Below are 15,578 nucleotides of genomic sequence, written 5' to 3'. Positions count from 1 at the left end.
GCAAATTCAAGCCTCTGAAACCCCGGGAAATACGGCCTCGCGACCGAACATAGGAACCTGGTTGACGCCTGCGTGATTACATCAGAGGCAACCGGCCCTCGCCACACTCCTGCCCCCTGCGTCCCGAACGCTGTAAACCAAGCTTTGCCCTGTTGCTGGCGAAGCGGAAGCACGGTGCCTACTCTGGAGTGAGGGCTGGCCCGGAGTAGGAGAGTTTCGGTGCTGGATATCTTGAAAGGTCGGGGCGTGAACGGCGCAAACAGCGAGAAGGTCGGTCTCGGCAGTATCCGCCGGCCCGTCCTCGGCCTGGCGCTGGGCGGCGGTGCGGCGCGCGGCTTTGCCCATATCGGTATCATGAGAACGCTGCTGGCCAACGGCATCGTGCCCGATGTCGTGGTCGGCACCTCGATCGGCGCCGCGGTCGGCGGCGCCTATGCGGCCGACCGGCTCGACGCGCTGGAGGATTGGGCGCGCAGCCTGCAGGGCATGCGCAACATCCTCGGCTATCTCGACATCCGCCTCAACGGCTCCGGCCTGATCGGCGGCGAGAAGCTCGCAAGCCGGCTGGAAGAGTCGATCGGCCAGACCCTGATCGAGGACCTGCCGATGAAATACGCCTCGGTCGCGACCGAGGTTCGCACCGGTCATGAGATCTGGCTGACGCGCGGCCGGCTGGTCGAGGCGATGCGCGCCTCCTATGCGCTGCCCGGCATCTTCTCGCCCGTGATGATCGGCGACCGCTGGCTGGTCGACGGCGCGCTGGTCAATCCGGTGCCGGTGTCGGCGGCGCGGGCGCTCGGCGCCGAGATCGTCATCGCCGTCAACCTGTCCACCGACGTCTTCACCCATTCGACGACGATCCATGCGCATGGGACGATGCCCGTCGCCGCCCCTGTCGCCGAGGAGGTCCCGGTCAAGCGGCGCTTTCAGCGCCTGTTCTCGCCGGAGCGAACCGTCAAGCGCGAATTCTTCGGCACCGCCGGCCGCCCTGGCATTTCGTCCGTGATGGTGGATGCCTTCAACATCATGCAGGACCGCATCACCCGTGCGCGGCTGGCCGGCGATCCGCCGGACCTCTTGATCACGCCGCGGGTCGGCCAGTTCGGCTGGTTCGATTTTCATCGCGCCGAGGATCTGATCGCGCACGGCGTGCGCGCCGCCGAACGCGCGCTTGAGCAGATCCAGGAAACGATCGAGGTGCTGGCGCCGGCGCCCGACGGCGCCGCACCCAAAGCGGTCGAGTAAGCTCAGCGCATCAAGCGGCTCAGGCCGTCTTGATGTAGTCGCGCAAGGCTTCCTGCTCGGACTCGTACTCCTGGACGCGACGCTTGACGATGTCGCCGATCGAGATCAGGCCGACCACCTTGTTGTTCTCGAGCACGGGCAAGTGGCGGAACTTGCCTTTGGTCATCATCTCCATGAGCTCGGCGACCGTGTCGGTCTCCTTGCAGGTGACGACCTTGCGGGTCATGACCTGGCTCACCGGTTCATCCAGGACGCCAGCACCGCGCTCGCCGAGCACACGGACGATGTCACGCTCCGACAGGATGCCTTCGAGCCGGCTCTGGTTCATCACCAGCACCGCACCGATCTTCTTCTCGCCGAGCAGCTTGACTGCAGCGGCCAGCTTCGCGTCGGGCTCGACGCTCATGATCTGGTGGCCCTTGGTGTTGAGAATGGAACGTACCGTCATTGTTGCCTCCCTGAATTGGACCCGTCCGCTTTGCGCGGTCCGGACTTGTTCGCGAGTCTTCAACTAACAGTTATGGCGCCGGTTCACGTTCAGGCGCTTTGCGAAGCGCAGCTTCTATGCGCTTGCTGCTTCGGAACATTCTTCTTCCGGATGATGGATGAATTCGGGCGGCGCCGCAAGCGCCGCTTCAAATACCGTTTGAAATGTCCTGTGATGACGCATCCGCAGCATCATCGTTTCGCACACGCGGCACGGGATCGAACAGCGCGAACAGCAACAGGCCCGCGAAGAAGCCGCCGATATGCGCCTGCCAGGCAACGCTGGCGCTGTCGCCGTCGACGCCAATTCCGCTGGCACCGAAGGCGAAGTTGAGGACGAACCACACGCCCAGGAAGCCGATGATGCGCCCGTCGCGCAGGGCCCGCAACAGCGGTAGCGCCGGAACCTTGGCGGCGGTATCGGCATCCGAACGGCTGAACGACAGGAAGCTGCCGTGCACGAAGGCGAAGCGGATCGCCGCCGCCATCGCGCCCGACACCGAGGCCGAGGCGCCGATCATCGGCACCAGAGCGTGCTCGTGGGTGAGGAGATGGGCGAGCGCGCCGGCTGCCGCCGTCACCGCCAGGAACACGAAGAAACGCAACGCACCGAAGCGCCGCGCCAGCGCGCTGCCGAACGGCAACAGCCACAACACGTTGAAGGCCAGATGGGTGAGATTGGCGTGCAGCAGCGAATAGGTGACGAAGGTCCAGACCTTGGCCCCCGCGCCGCCCTCGAACTGCAAATTGACCAGCGAGGAATCGTAGCGCTTCGGGATGAAGCCGAACGCGTCGATGGTCCAGTTCTCAAGTTCCGGCGGCAGCAGCACCCGCAGATGGATCAGCGCCAGGAGGACAACATAGGCCGTCAGCGGCCACGGCAACGTCAGAATCGGTTCGCGCGGGGCCTGTTCGACGACGACCTGATGGTCCGACGGGGGTTGTGGCGAGGAATCCAAGGCGGTTTCGCTTTCAGGCGCGATCCAAGCAAGAGGCTTGGAGATAGTCGCCTTTACCGGCCTTGCGCAAGTGCACAAAAGGAAAAGGCAGGGCCCTGGGAAAGCCCTGCCTGTCCGTGTCGGCCTTTCCGACGCAACGGAAGAACAAGGTGCATCCCCACCCCTCCCCGCGGCCAGTGACCAAACTGTTTGACGCCCGTGTACAGGCCTCGCCGAGAACCTGGAGAAAAGCGGCGAGGCTTGCGACTGCGATCACCATAGCAGCCGCGAGGCAGGGCGAAAGCGCATAGTTAATTTAACGTTAACGACACAAAGGCGGCGCGTAACGGGCTGAAAACGCCCCCGCGGCATGGACGCTGCAATTCCCCTCCTGCACAACATCAAAGGGATCTCAGGTGCGCTGAAGCGGGACAGGTTTGTCCCACGAGGTTGCGCCGAGAGTGAGCGTCAGTCATGAAACATCCATCGAGCCGCGCGTTCTTCGCATATTGGGACAAAAAGCGCGGCAGCGCGCGAGCCCCCGACCGGGCCGATATCGACCCGGCCGCCGTGCGCGAGCTGCTGGGCGACATCTTCGTGCTGTCGTGCGAGCCAAAACTCGGCTTTCCGTTCCGCGTCGCCGGCACCCGCGTCTGCGCACTCGCAGGCGTCGATCTCAAGGACCAGGGCTTCGCCGCGCTGTTCACGGAAGGCAGCCGCGGCGAGATCGAGGAGATCACGACCATCGTCGCCGACGAGACGCTGGGTGCGATCGCCGGCCTCACCGCGCAGCGCGAGGACGGCAGCAAGGCCCATCTCGAACTGCTGCTGCTGCCCTTCAACGCCCGCCCGCACACGCCGGTCAGCGTGACCGGCGTGCTCGCGCCGTTCGACGACGAATGCGGCGCGCTCGGCCCGTTCACCGTCACCTCCTGGCGCTACCTGCACCAGCCCGAGAAGCTGCTGCCGCGCGCGATCCGCAAACTGCAGGTCGCACGCGGGCTGATGGTGTATGAGGGGCTGCGTTAGGACCAGCCCTCGCGTCCGACGCGCAGCATCGCAAGCAGCCCAATGCGTCCGGTCATAGTTGCGCGCGGACCTGCAATCCGTCACTGGAACCTTAACATTCAAGGTGCGTTTGCCCAGTCCACTATGGGCAAGCGGCCACGCGGCTCGGCCGGTGAAGCTGCATCTGCCGGGCCTCCGTCCAGGGACGATTCCCGTGATGGAGCACGCGACTAGAGTTGGCAATCGCCTGTTAGCTGCGTTACCGCCGGCGGACTTCGCGTTGCTTGCACCGCACTTGCGGAAAGTACCACTCCCACACGACACAGTCCTGGTTCGGTCGGGCGACAAGGTCGAGCATCTCTGGTTTCCCTGCACCGGCGCGATCGCCCTCATCATGGAGCTGCCGAACGGACAGACGGCGGCAACTGCCGTGATCGGCAACGAAGGGAGCATCGGGCTGATGACAGCGCTCGCCCCGACCCGATCACCCATGACCGCCGTCGTCCGCGTGGCGGGGACAGCGCTACAGATTTCGCCCGCGAGATTTCACATGGCGCTCGAACGCAGTCCCGCCATCGCCAATTCGATTCAGCTTCTCACCAGGGCGCTGCTCACGCAATTCCAGCACGTCGCGGCCTGCAATGCGCTGCATTCCGTCGAAGCGCGCCTCGCCCGCTGGCTTCTGCACATCCACGACCGGACCGACGGTGGTGACGTCCTGTCCTTAACGCAGGAGACGCTGTCGGAATTGCTCGGGGTCCGGCGCACCACGGTCACGCACGTGGTGAGCGCGCTCAGAACATCACGGGCGATCAAATCCAGCCGGCGCGGCCAGCTCGAGATCGACAGGCATCGGCTCGAGGCCGTCGCCTGTGAGTGCTACAAGGTGATGAGCCGCAGGATCGATCGGATCATTTCCCAGGATGCACCAAGGCTGCTTCACGCCGCACCGGCGCGGCTCGGCGGCCTCCCTCCGGACCCACCATTCGCCAAGACTGACTCGTAAACCCACGCCTCTCTGGCGAACCATTCGTGCGTCGCGGCGCACATCCTGCAATAGGTGCGCGAGAAGAACACCGTGCTGCACCGGAACCTTTCATCATCCATCTCGATGCCCGTCGGAATGGCGCTTCCCGTTTCCGGGCACTTGATCATGACCATACCCATCCTGATTTCCTCCAGATTGGCATCACCTCGATTATGATGGCCCGCAACCGGCTGGACGGCATCTCTTCTTGCGAAGACGCTCATCCAGCCGGTCCGCGCGGCCAACCGCTTCGATTCAAGCAGCGCTACGCAAAACCCGGTTCAAGCTCTGCTTGATCGGCTCAGCCGTTTCGGTCGCAGCCTTCTGAGCGAGATCCCAGAGCTCGCAATTCTGGGCCGAAGCTGTTTCGAGGATCCTTCGACTGTGGGCGGTGGAGAGATCTACGAGATCGGCAAACGACCTCGCATCGACAAGCTGGGAAATGAATTCGAGCGTGGAAGTGGTGTTGACGTGGGATATCTCGATGAGCTTGCTGCGGTAGTCGGCGGCCCGCCTGGCATTGGTCGAGCAGGCATCGCAGAGAGCTGCGGTCATCTCCTCGGAGGTCGCCTTGATCTGCGCAAAATTTGCCTGGGCCCGTGTCGCGCCCTGTTCGGCGAGGTTGCCGAAGATCGTCTGCATGTTGAAGAACGGTACGTCGAACTGGAGCTTTGCGCTTCCATTGGCTCCTCCGTTCTGCGGAGCGGCATTCGTATCGGCGTTCAGATTGGCATCACTCACGGGCTTTCATCCTCTCAAGCGAAACTAGATAATGGATTGAAGACTCCCCGAGGCATCCAGCAGTGCCTGCGGCACCGGGACACCAGTACTCCCACTCTCAATGCGGTAGGATTGTTGCTGCGGATAACCGCCCCCGCCCCTTGCTGAGCCGACTATGACCGACGAAAGTCTGGGGTTCGGTTCGCTTTCGGACTCTCGGCGTAAATTAAATCAACTCATGCGGCGAAGCGGCGCAGACTGCATTTTGCATCTTTGAAGTTGTTGCGGGCGTACACGCCAACCTGAGATCAGTTCCGGCGTGGGTGCCGGACACCGCCTGCACCGGCGATGCCCGGCCCCTCGCTATCAATCCATCACGGCATCGCCAGATGCCAGGCACCATTCAGGAAACCGTCGCCGGTGATGTCGCCGGGCTTGGTGTCCTTTGCAAAGGTGTAGAGCGGCTTGCCCTTGTGGGCCCACTGCTTGGAGCCGTCATCGCGGGTGATGATGGTGTAGCCGTCGCCCGGCGCGTCGCTGGCCTCGGCCTTCAGCGCCGGCCAGTTTGTCGCACACGGGCCGTTGCAGGCCGACTTGCCATCCATATCCTTGTCAAAGGTGTAGAGCGACATGCCCTTGGCGTCGGTCAGCACGTTGCCCTTGTCGGTCTTGCCGGTCTTGGTCGGCGGTGCGGCGAACGCAGCAGATGTGATCGCGAGGGACGCAACGAGCGTGAGCGCGAGGCGGATCGAAGATGTCGTCATGGTGTCTCCTGTCATACAATTGGCCAGCAAAATTGACTTGCATGGGTAGGACGCCGCACCGCGCGCACTATTCCTCGAAGGCCGGCAAAGATATTTTTGGCTGCGCGCGCCAAGGCAACGGAATAAATTGCGGTGGTTGATACGGAACATCAGATGACCAAGCCGCATTGGCGCCGGGCACACGCCGGCGATCTTCCCGCGATCGGCGCGATCGCGGCGCGGATTCACCCTGATCTCCCTGAGCGCCCCGACGTGTTCGCAGAAAAGATGCGGCTCTATCCTGACGGCTGCTGTGTGCTTGCCGCGGGACATGAGATCGCCGGCTACGGCCTTACGCATCCCTGGATGCAACACCAGATCCCGCCGCTCGACGGCTTCCTGCATCGTTTGCCGGAGGCTGCGGAGTGCCTCTATGTGCACGATATCGCCGTGCTGCCCGGCTTCCGCGGCGGCGTGGCGCGCGCTTATGTCGCAACGATCGAAACGCTCGCGCGCCAATCAGGCATCGCGACGCTGGCGCTGGTCTCGGTCTACACCACGCGCCCGATGTGGGAGCATCTCGGATTTCATGCCGTCACACCGGACTCGGCGCTACGTGCCAAGCTCGCAGCCTATGGCGCAAGCGCGACCTACATGCTGCGCGATCTCGCCACGTAGCCCCTACCAGGTTGCAGCTCCTCACGCGGGCGTGAAGCCAAGCCTCGAACAAGCCTCGAACCGGTTTCGATCAGCCTCCGTCGAAGGACTGTGCGAGCCGTTCCGGTCTCGCAAAACCGAGGCTGGAGAATTTCCATGAAACTCACATTGCCCAAAATTGCTTTGATTGCATTTGCTGCGACGACCGCATTCACCGCAACCAGTGCCAACGCGGCGCAGTTGCGAACCTATGGCTGCGACCTCGGCTTGTTCGAAAGCTGCGGGATCAACCTGCAAGAGCCGAGCCCCGGACGGCGCCTCGTCATTCGCCTAGACCGCGATACCTCGCCGACCTACATGAAGCAGTCCGACCCGCGCTACAGCTCCGCCATGCGTGACGCCGGTGGTGGCGGCGGTGGAGGTGGCGGAGGCGGCGGTGGCGGCGGCGGACGCTGAGCTCACAGCTGGCTTTTCAGATGATGTCGCCGGTGCAATCCGGCGGCATCGTTGCCGTCCGCAACCAGCGGCAGTTCAGCCGCGGCGCTTCTTCTTTTTCTTCTCCCTGGAGGCACCCGGCCATTCGGTGACCGACGGGGCATATTTGGCGTCACCGGATTTGTTTCCCAACTTCTTGTTCTTCTTCCCGAAGGCCGGCTTGCCGAATTTGCCGCCGTCGTGGGGCTTACCGTGGGGCTTAACTTGAGGCTTGGCGTGTGCCTTGCCCTGGTGCATGGCTTCAGCCTTTCCGCGCGGCCTGTCGTGCGACTTCGGCTCGTCCGCGTTCCACGGATCGTCGCTGCGACGAACGACGTGATCGTCGTCTCCTTCATCGCGCAGCGGAGCACGTGAGCCTTTTTCCGCCGGCGCCTTCGCTTGCGGCGCACCCGTCATCGGCTCGATGCGGATGCTATCCTCCTTGTCCGGGCGCTTGATCTTGACGGCGAAGGCGTCCGCGACGCGCTCGGAAATCTCGAACTCGGTCGTGGTGTCCATGATCTTGATCGCGCCGATGTCGCGCTTGTCGATGCCGCCGCGGCGGCAGATCATCGGCAGCAGCCAGCGCGCCTCGGCATTCTTGCGACGCCCGATCGCGGCCCGGAACCAGACGGTGGGCTCGGTCATGCCATGCTTCGACGATCCCTTGCCCGTTTTGGCGCGAGGCCGCTCGGAGCGATCGTCGCCGCGCGATGCACGATCGTCGCGGCTGCGATGTTCGCGCCGTCCGCGATCCTCGCCGGGATCGATGATGTCCTCAGGCGACGGCAGCCGCGCACGATAGAGCCGCGCGAGCGCGGCGGCGATCTCCTCGGCCGAGCGCTCGGCCAGCAGGGCCTTCGCCAACTCCAGATCGTCTGATGTCGTCTCCTCGGTGAACAACACGTCCTTCATGCGCTCATGATCGAGCTTGCGGATCTCGTCGGCCTGCGGTGCCAAACCCCAGACAGCCTCGGTGCCTGACAGATTGAGCAGCAACTCTGCACGACGGCGCCGGGCTGGCGGCACCAGCAGCACGCTTGTACCCTTGCGGCCCGCGCGTCCGGTGCGGCCCGAGCGATGCTGCATCACTTCAGGGTCGTTCGGCAGGTCGGCATGAATGACGAGGTCGAGGCTCGGCAGATCGATGCCGCGGGCGGCAACGTCCGTCGCGACACAAACGCGGGCGCGCCCGTCCCGGAGCGACTGAAGCGCCAACGTGCGCTCGTTCTGCGTCAACTCGCCCGACAGAGCGACCACGGAGAAGCCGCGCTCCAGCAGCGCCGCCTGCAAATGCCGGACGGCGTCGCGCGTGTTGCAGAACACGAGCGCGCTCGGCGCCTCGTAGAACCTCAGGATATTGACGGCCGCATGCTCGACATCACCTGCAGCGACCCGGATGGCGCGATACTCGATATCGGCGTGCCCGCCTTCGTCGCCCGCCACTTCGATGCGAAACGCATCCTGCTGATACTGTTTTGCCAGCGCCACGATGCCGCGCGGAAAGGTCGCCGAGAACAGCAGCGTGCGCCGCGTCTCCGGAGTGGTCTCGAGGATAAACTCCATGTCCTCGCGAAAGCCGAGATTGAGCATCTCGTCGGCCTCGTCGAGCACGACGACCTTCAATTCCGAAATGTCGAGGCGGCCGCGCCGCAAATGATCGCACAGGCGGCCGGGCGTGCCGACGACGATGTGGGCGCCGGCGGCAAGCTCGCGCTGCTCGCGGCGAGGGTCCATGCCGCCGACGCAGGAGACGACGCGCGCCCCAGCATTCGCATAGAGCCAGGTCAGCTCGCGCTGGACCTGCAAGGCGAGCTCGCGGGTCGGCGCGACGATCAGAGCGAGCGGCGCGTCGGCCTGCGCGAACCGCTCGGCGTCATCGAGCAGGTCCCTGGCCATGGCCAGACCGTAAGCGACGGTCTTGCCGGAGCCTGTTTGGGCCGACACCAGCAAATCGCGGTCGACAGCCTCCTCGCCGAGCACGGCGAGCTGAACCGGTGTCGGTGAATCGTAATTGCGCTCGGCCAGGGCACGGGCGAGCGGCGGGGTCAGGGCCGGAAAAGACACGAGATGGAAAACCTTGGTTGGTCCGGGCGCGGAACGGAAAGCCGAGGGCCTGATGCTGCCGTCGCGGCAGAAGGCCCGGTCACACCCATGATGATCTTGATTTGGACGCTCTTTACGCCAGTGGCGGCCAAATCACCATGCCTTTGATGCATGGCATTGGCGAGAAGGTGAACAAGCCCGGGACGCTCGCCCCTGCTCATTCTGCGCGGTTTTGGCCCGGAACGGCGGACTTTCGCGGTCATCTCGCTTAAATTGCACGCATTCGGACGTGCCAGGGATGCATGTATGACCATGTCGGGCGAACGTCAGTGCGGCGACTGCACGCTCTGCTGCAAGGTGATGGCTATCGAAGCACTCGCCAAGCCGGCCAGCGCCTGGTGCCCGCATTGCAAGCCCGGCCGCGGCTGCGCGATCTATGACAGGCGGCCAGCCGAATGCGAGGCGTTCGCCTGCCTCTGGCTCGTCAACGACCTCCTCGATGCGAGCTGGAAGCCGAGCCGCTCGAAGCTGGTTCTGACGACGTCCGAGGACGGCATCGAGATCCGCTGCGACCCGGGCTCTCCCAACGCGTGGCGTCGGGAGCCCTACGCCAGCGATATCCGCGCCTGGGCCAAGGAAGGCGAGCGCAACGACATGACGGTCGTCGTGATGGTCGGCCAGCGCATGATCCTGGTCACGCCCGAGCGCGAGTTCGACCTCGGCATTGTCAGACCCGACGAACGCATCGTTCGGGAGCTCGAGGGCACGAAGGTGGTGGGTGCGACGGTGGTGAAGGCAAGTGAGCTTGATGCGTCCCCGGAGGTCGACGGAATGAGATCGACCGCGACGCGGCTCTAATCCCTCGAGGTGACGAGCCTGCTGACACCGCCGGTCAGCTTTGCCCTGGTGCGCACCACATAGTCTCTTGCGGCGAAGCTCAAGGCGCGGATGGCCCGCCAGGCTTCGGTCGCCTGCAGCCATGCCTTCATCTCAGCGAACCTGGTATAGGCCCACGCGAATGCCGGAATTCGCATCAGCTTGTCACGCGTCAGATGGAACAGGCGTTCGACCAACACGAGCTTGAGCAGCTCGCAGCCGATGAACGCGGCCGCCCCGCTCAGGAACTGACCGGTCGCGACGAGGTACGCCGCCACCGGCTTGATCGGCTCCAGAATGATCACGGGCACGGAGAACAACGCGAGCGACGGATAAGGCGGCAACGACCTGATCCAGGCGCGCAACCGCTTGAACTCGAAATGCTGCGCCAGCCATCGGGAGATCGGCCGCGCCACGGCCATGAACACCGCATCCACCAGAAAGTAGATGGCAGCCAGGATGTAGGTGACCGGTTTCAGGATTCGCTTCACGATATCTCTCCCGTGAACTGAAAACCGGAACCTGGGCTAAAGTTTCCCCTCCACATGGATCATTCGCGGATTCCTTGTGGAACTTTTGGGGCAGTGGACCTGCCGGGTTCACAGCTCGGCCGGCTCGGCCTTGTCAGCGCCAGCGTGTGCTGCCCAGGCCGTACTCGATCCAGTTGGGCGACAGCTCGCGTAGCGCGGATAGAGCGAGCACATCCTCATAGAAGCGACGCATCGCGATCATGTCGCGGACGAAGATGACGGTGTAGTCGATGGATGAGCAGGTGCGGCCTGGTTCGTTTATCATCCTTATTCCAAACTCGGGCTAAAATCTCGCTACGAGACCTCACTCCACCAGATCCGGCCAGGGCACGATGGTCGACTTCACCGTCTTCATCGCCATCGCGTCGTTGACGGCCTGCGCGACGCCCTCCTCCGTGAACGGATAGATCGTCTGCATCTTCAGCCAGGGATATTTGCTCGCCGTGCGATAGAGCATGTCGACGCCGAGCGGCAGATCATTGCCGGTAAAGCCCCAGGATCCCAGCACGTTGAGGTCCTTGGTGCAGATGCGATGCCAGGACGTCTCGATCGAGCCGGCGTCGGTGAACTGGCCCATCTCCACATAAGTGCCGCCGTCGCGCAGCATCTCGATGCCTTCGGGGCCGGCTGAGGGGTGGCCCGAGCAATCCATCACGAGATCAGCGCCGAAACCGCCGACGATCTCGCGGACGCGCGCGATGCGCTCTTGCGGCGATGTGATCTCCTCGATGTTCACGGTGGCTTCCGCGCCGAACTCGCGCGCGAGCTTGAGCCGCGGCTCTTCCGGCGCACCGACGCAAATCACGCGCCCTGCCCCCATCTCCTTCGCCGCCGCGACCGCCAGAATGCCGATCGGGCCAGAGCCCTGGATCACGACGGTGTCGGCCCAGGTGAAGCCGCCGGCGCGGCTTGCGCGGTTGAAGGCGCGGATGCAGGAGGTCAGCGGCTCCGACAGTGCACCGAGCCGCAGCGACATGTCGTCGGGCAATTTGTAGATCTTGGTGCCGGGTAGCATGTCGAGATCGACATAGACATATTCGGCCCAGCCGCCCCACATATGCGGCGCCTTGTCGAAGCCGAGATAGCGTCCGTAATAGACCGGCGTGAGGCATTTGTTGGCTACTAGCGGATAGTGGATGCAATAATAGCATTTGCCGCACGGCATCAGCGGCGGGATCATCACTTTCGAGCCGACCTTGAGCGGCTTGCTCATGAAGTCTTCGGTGAACTCGTCGCCGCATTCGACGATGACGCCGCCAAGCTCGTGGCCGAGCGTGAACGGCCAGGGCAGCGGCTTCGGCCAATGTCCTTTCAGGATATGCAGATCGGTGCCGCAGACGCCGCATGCGCCGATCTTGATCAGCGCGCCTTTGCGGCCGACCTTCGGCCACGGCACCGTCTTGATGACGGGCTTCGAGCCGGGTCCGGCGTGAGTGCATACGCGGATCTGGTCCATGGCCGTTTCCTCGATGCCGCTTGTTGTGATTGATTGTTGCGGGCTGAGGCGAAGCGTATGTGAGATGCGCGATCGTGCCAAGGTGTGGTTGTATACGTTCGAACGCTGACTGATCACGAGACATGACGAGCCATCGACCACCAGCACTGATCGTATTCGGAGGTCTGCCCGGCACGGGAAAGACGGCGATTTCCCGCAAGCTGGCAACGCGGCTTGCAGCGACCTACCTTCGAATCGACGCTATCGAACAGGGCTTACGGCAAGCAGGCCTCGCAGTCGGGCCAACGGGCTACGCGATCGCAAACGCACTCGCGGCCGAAAATCTCAAGATCGGCCGCCCCGTTGTTGCCGATTGCGTCAACCCGGTATTTGCAAGCCGGGCCGGCTGGCAGCAGACCGCCTTGCAGAGCTCGGCCTGCATCATCGAGATCGAGATGATCTGCACCGACCTGTCCCTGCATCGGCAACGCGTGGAAAGCAGATCCCCCGACGTCAGCGGTCAGGAGCTGCCAGGCTGGGACGAGATCGTGAACCGCGATTATGAGCCGTGGGATCAGGAGCATCTCGTGCTCGATGCAGCCGTCGGCACGGTCGATGATCTCGTCGAACAGGCGAAAGCCTATGTTCGCGGCAAGATCGGCGACTCGGCTTCGTAGTCTCGTAACGGTCGCGATTGCACACAATTTGGGCGTCCTCTCGGTCACCGATATGGCCGTTTGAACCGATTGTGTCTGTTCGTAATCGCCGCGCGAAATCATAACGCGGCATTAACCCTATGCACCTTAGGGTCGTCCTGGACTCCGCCAGGCGGGGGGTCGGGTTGTGAAAATGGCGTTGGCGAACAAAAAATTTCTTCCGGCCGCCGAGGAGCGTCGGCGTTTCCAGCGGGTGAAGGTGCACCTGCTCGGCCGTTACATGCTGCCGGATCGCCGTGAATTCCCCTGCCAGGTCATCAACATGTCGCCGGGGGGCCTTGCGCTGCTCGCGCCCGGCATCGGCAATGTCGGCGACCGCGTGGTCGCCTATCTCGACCATATCGGCCGGGTCGAGGGCAAGATCACAAGGATCATCGACAACGGCTTCGCCATGACGGTGGGCGCAACGCCGCGCAAGCGCGACAAGCTCGCGGCCCAGCTGACGTGGCTTGCCAACCGGGACATCCTCAACCTGCCGGAGGATCGCCGCCACGACCGTATCGTGCCGCGCAACCCGATCGCGGTGCTGACGCTCGAGGACGGCACCAAGATGACCTGCCGCATCATCGACCTGTCGCTGTCAGGCGCGGCGATCGCCGCGGAGAACCGCCCACCGCTGAAATCGATCGTCCTGCTCGGCCGGGTCCAGGGCCGCGTGGTCCGAAACCTCGAAGACGGCTTCGCGCTGGAGTTTCTGCACGAGCAGCCGATCGAGACTCTCGAAGAGAGCGTTACCGCGCGGTAAAGCGAAAGCGCGCCGGAATCCCCGATAGTCCAGCCTCAAAGGCGGCCTCCGCGATGCGGACACCGCCTTTCTTGCATCTGGCTGCAGCCTTGCGCGGGTTAACGCGCGACCTTCCCGGGGCAGAAACAGCAGTTCCGCCAGCGTCCCCGCGTTAATCCCTACAATTTGAATCAATTGCAGTTGTCTCAAATTTTATTCGAATTCGATTCAAGTATAGATCGAATTCGCGGAGCCTTTTACTTGCATTCGTCTCGAGTTGACTTGGCTGACTTAGCGGCAACTCAAAAGCTCCATGCGCAATGTGGTCCCAACAAGAAACGGGGGCCGCAATGTTTGATTTCAGGGGACAGGGGAAGGCATTGGCACTGGCTGCCATGCTCTTCGGGGTTGGCGCGGCAGCGCAGGCCGGTGAAGGCCGCCTGCTCTACGCGAGCCTCGGCGACACCACGCGTGCGCCGATCGGCTGGGTCGAATTTTGTGCCGAGAATGCCGCCCAGTGCCAGGGCGGACCGACGCAGCCGCGCGACATCGTGATGTCGCAGACCGCGTGGCGCGACCTCGTCAAGGTCAATCGCTGGGTCAACGAGACCGTCAAGCCTTTGACCGACCAAGACCACTGGGGCGTGATCGAAAAATGGTCGCTGCCGACAGACGGTTACGGCGACTGTGAAGACTACGTGCTGTTGAAGCGCAAGATGCTGATGGACGCCGGCTGGCCACGCGAGGCCCTGCTCATCACCGTCGTGCGCGACAAGAAGGGCGAAGGGCACGCGGTGCTGACGGTGAAGACCGACAAGGGCGAGTTCGTTCTCGACAATCAGAACGAGAACGTCGTTGCCTGGACGGAGACCGGCTACCGCTTCGTCAAACGCCAGTCGCAGAGCGATCCCAATGTCTGGGTGTCGCTCGGCGATACCAAGCCGGCGGTCTCCACCGCCAGCGCAAGAGATCAGTAGTTACGAGAGGACGAGTTACGCGACCCGGTCACATCCCCACCCCTCCCCGTCCCAGACCGGTTCGCGCGCGCCCAGCCATCCCCCAATGGCTGGGCGCAACTTTTTTTGCGAGTGCCCTACGCGCCGAGCACATCCGCAAGCCGCAGCTCGTCGGCGGCGGGATCTTTCAGGAACAGCTCGGCTTCGATCTCGTTCAGATGCGACAGCATCTGCGCGCGCGCGGCCTCCCTGTCGCGTTTGCGGATCGCGGTGACGATCTCGGCATGATGATCGGTGCCGCAGGCCGGCGTGTCGTGACGGCGATAGAGCAGGATGATCAGCGACGAGCGCGCGATCAGTTCTTTCAGGAAGCCGAGATAGATGCTGTGGCCGCTCATCTCGGCGACGAGCTTGTGAAATTCGCCGGAGAGCCGGACCGAGGCGCGCGCATCGCCCCGCAACTCGGCCTCGCGCTCTTCAGTGAGATGCTGCTGAAGCCGTTCGATCCAGGCCGGCGAGACGGCATCGACGGCGTGATCGACGATGCTGGGCTCGATCAGGCGGCGCGCCTCGAAGACCTCGCGGGCGTCCGCCGGTGTCGGGCGCGCGACGAAGGCGCCGCGATTCTTCTCGATGTTGACGATGCCCTCATGCGCAAGCTGTTGTAGCGCGGTGCGGACCAGCGTGCGGCTCGCGCCGTAGATCTCGCCGATCTCGTCCTCACCGAGCTTGGTGCCCGGCAGCAGGCGGTGCTCGAGGATCGCCGCGGTGACGCCCTCCCTGATCCGGCTGACGCGATCGCTCACGTCGGGCGCATCGGATTTCGGGCGGGATTTGGCGGCCATCGGTTCGAAGGTTGAGTTTGAGGGCGATCGGCGGCGGTCAGTCTCGAATGGTAATCGACGAGCTGTATCCAATCACAGGCGAAACTTTATACAATCTACGCCCATTTCGTGTGCAGACCCCTGCCCTCCGCTGCTCCGCACAATCGCGCCGG

General features: G+C 63.6%; 17 protein-coding genes and 1 pseudogene. 9 read left to right on the top strand and 9 right to left on the bottom strand.

The window, feature by feature from the left end; genetic code table 11:
• Positions 1-219: 219 nt before the first annotated feature.
• Positions 220-1,245 (top strand): patatin-like phospholipase family protein, encoded by a 1,026-nt coding sequence (locus XH89_RS13655; RefSeq protein ID WP_194467549.1) that lies wholly within the window; start codon positions 220-222, stop codon positions 1,243-1,245.
• Positions 1,246-1,264: 19 nt separating this feature from the next.
• Here the strand turns inward: XH89_RS13655 and XH89_RS13650 are convergent, their stop codons facing one another.
• Both XH89_RS13650 and XH89_RS13645 read right to left on the bottom strand, forming a co-directional pair.
• A complete protein-coding gene (locus XH89_RS13650) occupies positions 1,265-1,693 on the bottom strand; it encodes a CBS domain-containing protein (RefSeq protein WP_194467548.1) in 429 nt (142 codons plus the stop codon).
• A gap of 187 nt (positions 1,694-1,880) precedes the next feature.
• Complete coding sequence (locus XH89_RS13645; protein WP_194467547.1) at positions 1,881-2,690, bottom strand: rhomboid family intramembrane serine protease; 810 nt, start codon at positions 2,688-2,690, stop codon at positions 1,881-1,883.
• A 453-nt stretch (positions 2,691-3,143) separates the two neighbouring features.
• Between XH89_RS13645 and XH89_RS13640 the strand changes: the two genes are divergently transcribed.
• On the top strand, positions 3,144-3,698 hold the full coding sequence (locus XH89_RS13640) for a PAS domain-containing protein (protein ID WP_194467546.1): 555 nt from the start codon (positions 3,144-3,146) through the stop codon (positions 3,696-3,698).
• Between the two features lie 193 nt (positions 3,699-3,891).
• Entirely contained in the window at positions 3,892-4,683 is a 792-nt protein-coding gene (locus XH89_RS13635) for a Crp/Fnr family transcriptional regulator (protein ID WP_246767886.1), read from the top strand.
• Positions 4,684-4,959: 276 nt separating this feature from the next.
• On the opposite strand, the gene XH89_RS13630 is transcribed toward XH89_RS13635, so the two are convergent.
• Both XH89_RS13630 and XH89_RS13625 read right to left on the bottom strand, forming a co-directional pair.
• On the bottom strand, positions 4,960-5,445 hold the full coding sequence (locus tag XH89_RS13630; protein ID WP_194467544.1) for a phasin: 486 nt from the start codon (positions 5,443-5,445) through the stop codon (positions 4,960-4,962).
• Between the two features lie 353 nt (positions 5,446-5,798).
• Positions 5,799-6,188: a hypothetical protein gene (locus XH89_RS13625; RefSeq protein WP_194467543.1), complete on the bottom strand. Its 390-nt coding sequence runs from the start codon at positions 6,186-6,188 to the stop codon at positions 5,799-5,801.
• Between the two features lie 153 nt (positions 6,189-6,341).
• Here XH89_RS13625 and XH89_RS13620 point away from each other — a divergent pair, with 153 nt between their 5' ends.
• On the top strand, positions 6,342-6,845 hold the full coding sequence (locus tag XH89_RS13620) for a GNAT family N-acetyltransferase (protein ID WP_194467542.1): 504 nt from the start codon (positions 6,342-6,344) through the stop codon (positions 6,843-6,845).
• Between the two features lie 135 nt (positions 6,846-6,980).
• Positions 6,981-7,280 carry a hypothetical protein gene (locus XH89_RS13615; protein ID WP_194467541.1) on the top strand — a complete coding sequence of 100 codons (300 nt, stop codon included), beginning with the start codon at positions 6,981-6,983 and terminating at the stop codon, positions 7,278-7,280.
• A gap of 75 nt (positions 7,281-7,355) precedes the next feature.
• On the opposite strand, the gene XH89_RS13610 is transcribed toward XH89_RS13615, so the two are convergent.
• Positions 7,356-9,365, bottom strand: a complete 2,010-nt coding sequence (locus XH89_RS13610) for a DEAD/DEAH box helicase (protein WP_194467540.1) — start codon at positions 9,363-9,365, stop codon at positions 7,356-7,358.
• Between the two features lie 285 nt (positions 9,366-9,650).
• On the opposite strand from XH89_RS13610, the gene XH89_RS13605 reads away from it, so the two are divergent.
• Positions 9,651-10,202, top strand: coding sequence for a hypothetical protein (locus tag XH89_RS13605; protein WP_194467539.1), 552 nt, complete (start codon positions 9,651-9,653; stop codon positions 10,200-10,202).
• On the opposite strand, the gene XH89_RS13600 is transcribed toward XH89_RS13605, so the two are convergent.
• The 3 genes and pseudogenes from XH89_RS13600 to XH89_RS13590 all read right to left on the bottom strand — a co-directional run bounded on the left by XH89_RS13600 (position 10,199) and on the right by XH89_RS13590 (position 12,206).
• Entirely contained in the window at positions 10,199-10,711 is a 513-nt protein-coding gene (locus XH89_RS13600; protein ID WP_194467538.1) for a hypothetical protein, read from the bottom strand. The two genes, XH89_RS13605 and XH89_RS13600, sit on opposite strands and share 4 nt — an antisense overlap.
• 107 nt (positions 10,712-10,818) lie before the next feature.
• A pseudogene (locus tag XH89_RS13595) lies at positions 10,819-11,015 on the bottom strand (glyoxalase/bleomycin resistance/dioxygenase family protein); the annotation flags it as partial.
• A gap of 39 nt (positions 11,016-11,054) precedes the next feature.
• Positions 11,055-12,206 (bottom strand): zinc-binding dehydrogenase, encoded by a 1,152-nt coding sequence (locus XH89_RS13590; RefSeq protein WP_194467537.1) that lies wholly within the window; start codon positions 12,204-12,206, stop codon positions 11,055-11,057.
• A gap of 122 nt (positions 12,207-12,328) precedes the next feature.
• Here XH89_RS13590 and XH89_RS13585 point away from each other — a divergent pair, with 122 nt between their 5' ends.
• From XH89_RS13585 to XH89_RS13575, 3 genes are all read left to right on the top strand, one after another.
• Complete coding sequence (locus XH89_RS13585; RefSeq protein WP_194467536.1) at positions 12,329-12,862, top strand: AAA family ATPase; 534 nt, start codon at positions 12,329-12,331, stop codon at positions 12,860-12,862.
• Positions 12,863-13,034: 172 nt separating this feature from the next.
• Positions 13,035-13,646: a PilZ domain-containing protein gene (locus XH89_RS13580; RefSeq protein WP_194467535.1), complete on the top strand. Its 612-nt coding sequence runs from the start codon at positions 13,035-13,037 to the stop codon at positions 13,644-13,646.
• Positions 13,647-13,975: 329 nt separating this feature from the next.
• The gene (locus XH89_RS13575; protein ID WP_194467534.1) at positions 13,976-14,602 is read left to right on the top strand and encodes a transglutaminase-like cysteine peptidase; all 627 of its coding nucleotides are present in this window, start codon (positions 13,976-13,978) and stop codon (positions 14,600-14,602) included.
• A gap of 116 nt (positions 14,603-14,718) precedes the next feature.
• On the opposite strand, the gene XH89_RS13570 is transcribed toward XH89_RS13575, so the two are convergent.
• Positions 14,719-15,426, bottom strand: a complete 708-nt coding sequence (locus XH89_RS13570) for a GntR family transcriptional regulator (RefSeq protein WP_194467533.1) — start codon at positions 15,424-15,426, stop codon at positions 14,719-14,721.
• Positions 15,427-15,578: the final 152 nt, after the last annotated feature.

This window comes from Bradyrhizobium sp. CCBAU 53340 (genome assembly GCF_015291645.1).
Lineage (GTDB): Bacteria > Pseudomonadota > Alphaproteobacteria > Rhizobiales > Xanthobacteraceae > Bradyrhizobium.
Note: the sequence above shows the minus strand (reverse complement) of the source record. Positions and strands in the feature narration are given on the sequence as shown.

Bases quoted from the DNA above. Each gene is read 5' to 3' on its own strand.
- XH89_RS13615 (WP_194467541.1), top strand. From the start codon at position 6,981: ATGAAACTCACATTGCCCAAAATTGCTTTGATTGCATTTGCTGCGACG.
- XH89_RS13590 (WP_194467537.1), bottom strand. From the start codon at position 12,206: ATGGACCAGATCCGCGTATGCACTCACGCCGGACCCGGCTCGAAGCCC.
- XH89_RS13570 (WP_194467533.1), bottom strand. From the start codon at position 15,426: ATGGCCGCCAAATCCCGCCCGAAATCCGATGCGCCCGACGTGAGCGAT.
- XH89_RS13575 (WP_194467534.1), top strand. From the start codon at position 13,976: ATGTTTGATTTCAGGGGACAGGGGAAGGCATTGGCACTGGCTGCCATG.
- XH89_RS13620 (WP_194467542.1), top strand. From the start codon at position 6,342: ATGACCAAGCCGCATTGGCGCCGGGCACACGCCGGCGATCTTCCCGCG.
- XH89_RS13650 (WP_194467548.1), bottom strand. From the start codon at position 1,693: ATGACGGTACGTTCCATTCTCAACACCAAGGGCCACCAGATCATGAGC.
- XH89_RS13640 (WP_194467546.1), top strand. From the start codon at position 3,144: ATGAAACATCCATCGAGCCGCGCGTTCTTCGCATATTGGGACAAAAAG.
- XH89_RS13605 (WP_194467539.1), top strand. From the start codon at position 9,651: ATGACCATGTCGGGCGAACGTCAGTGCGGCGACTGCACGCTCTGCTGC.
- XH89_RS13625 (WP_194467543.1), bottom strand. From the start codon at position 6,188: ATGACGACATCTTCGATCCGCCTCGCGCTCACGCTCGTTGCGTCCCTC.
- XH89_RS13580 (WP_194467535.1), top strand. From the start codon at position 13,035: ATGGCGTTGGCGAACAAAAAATTTCTTCCGGCCGCCGAGGAGCGTCGG.
- XH89_RS13585 (WP_194467536.1), top strand. From the start codon at position 12,329: ATGACGAGCCATCGACCACCAGCACTGATCGTATTCGGAGGTCTGCCC.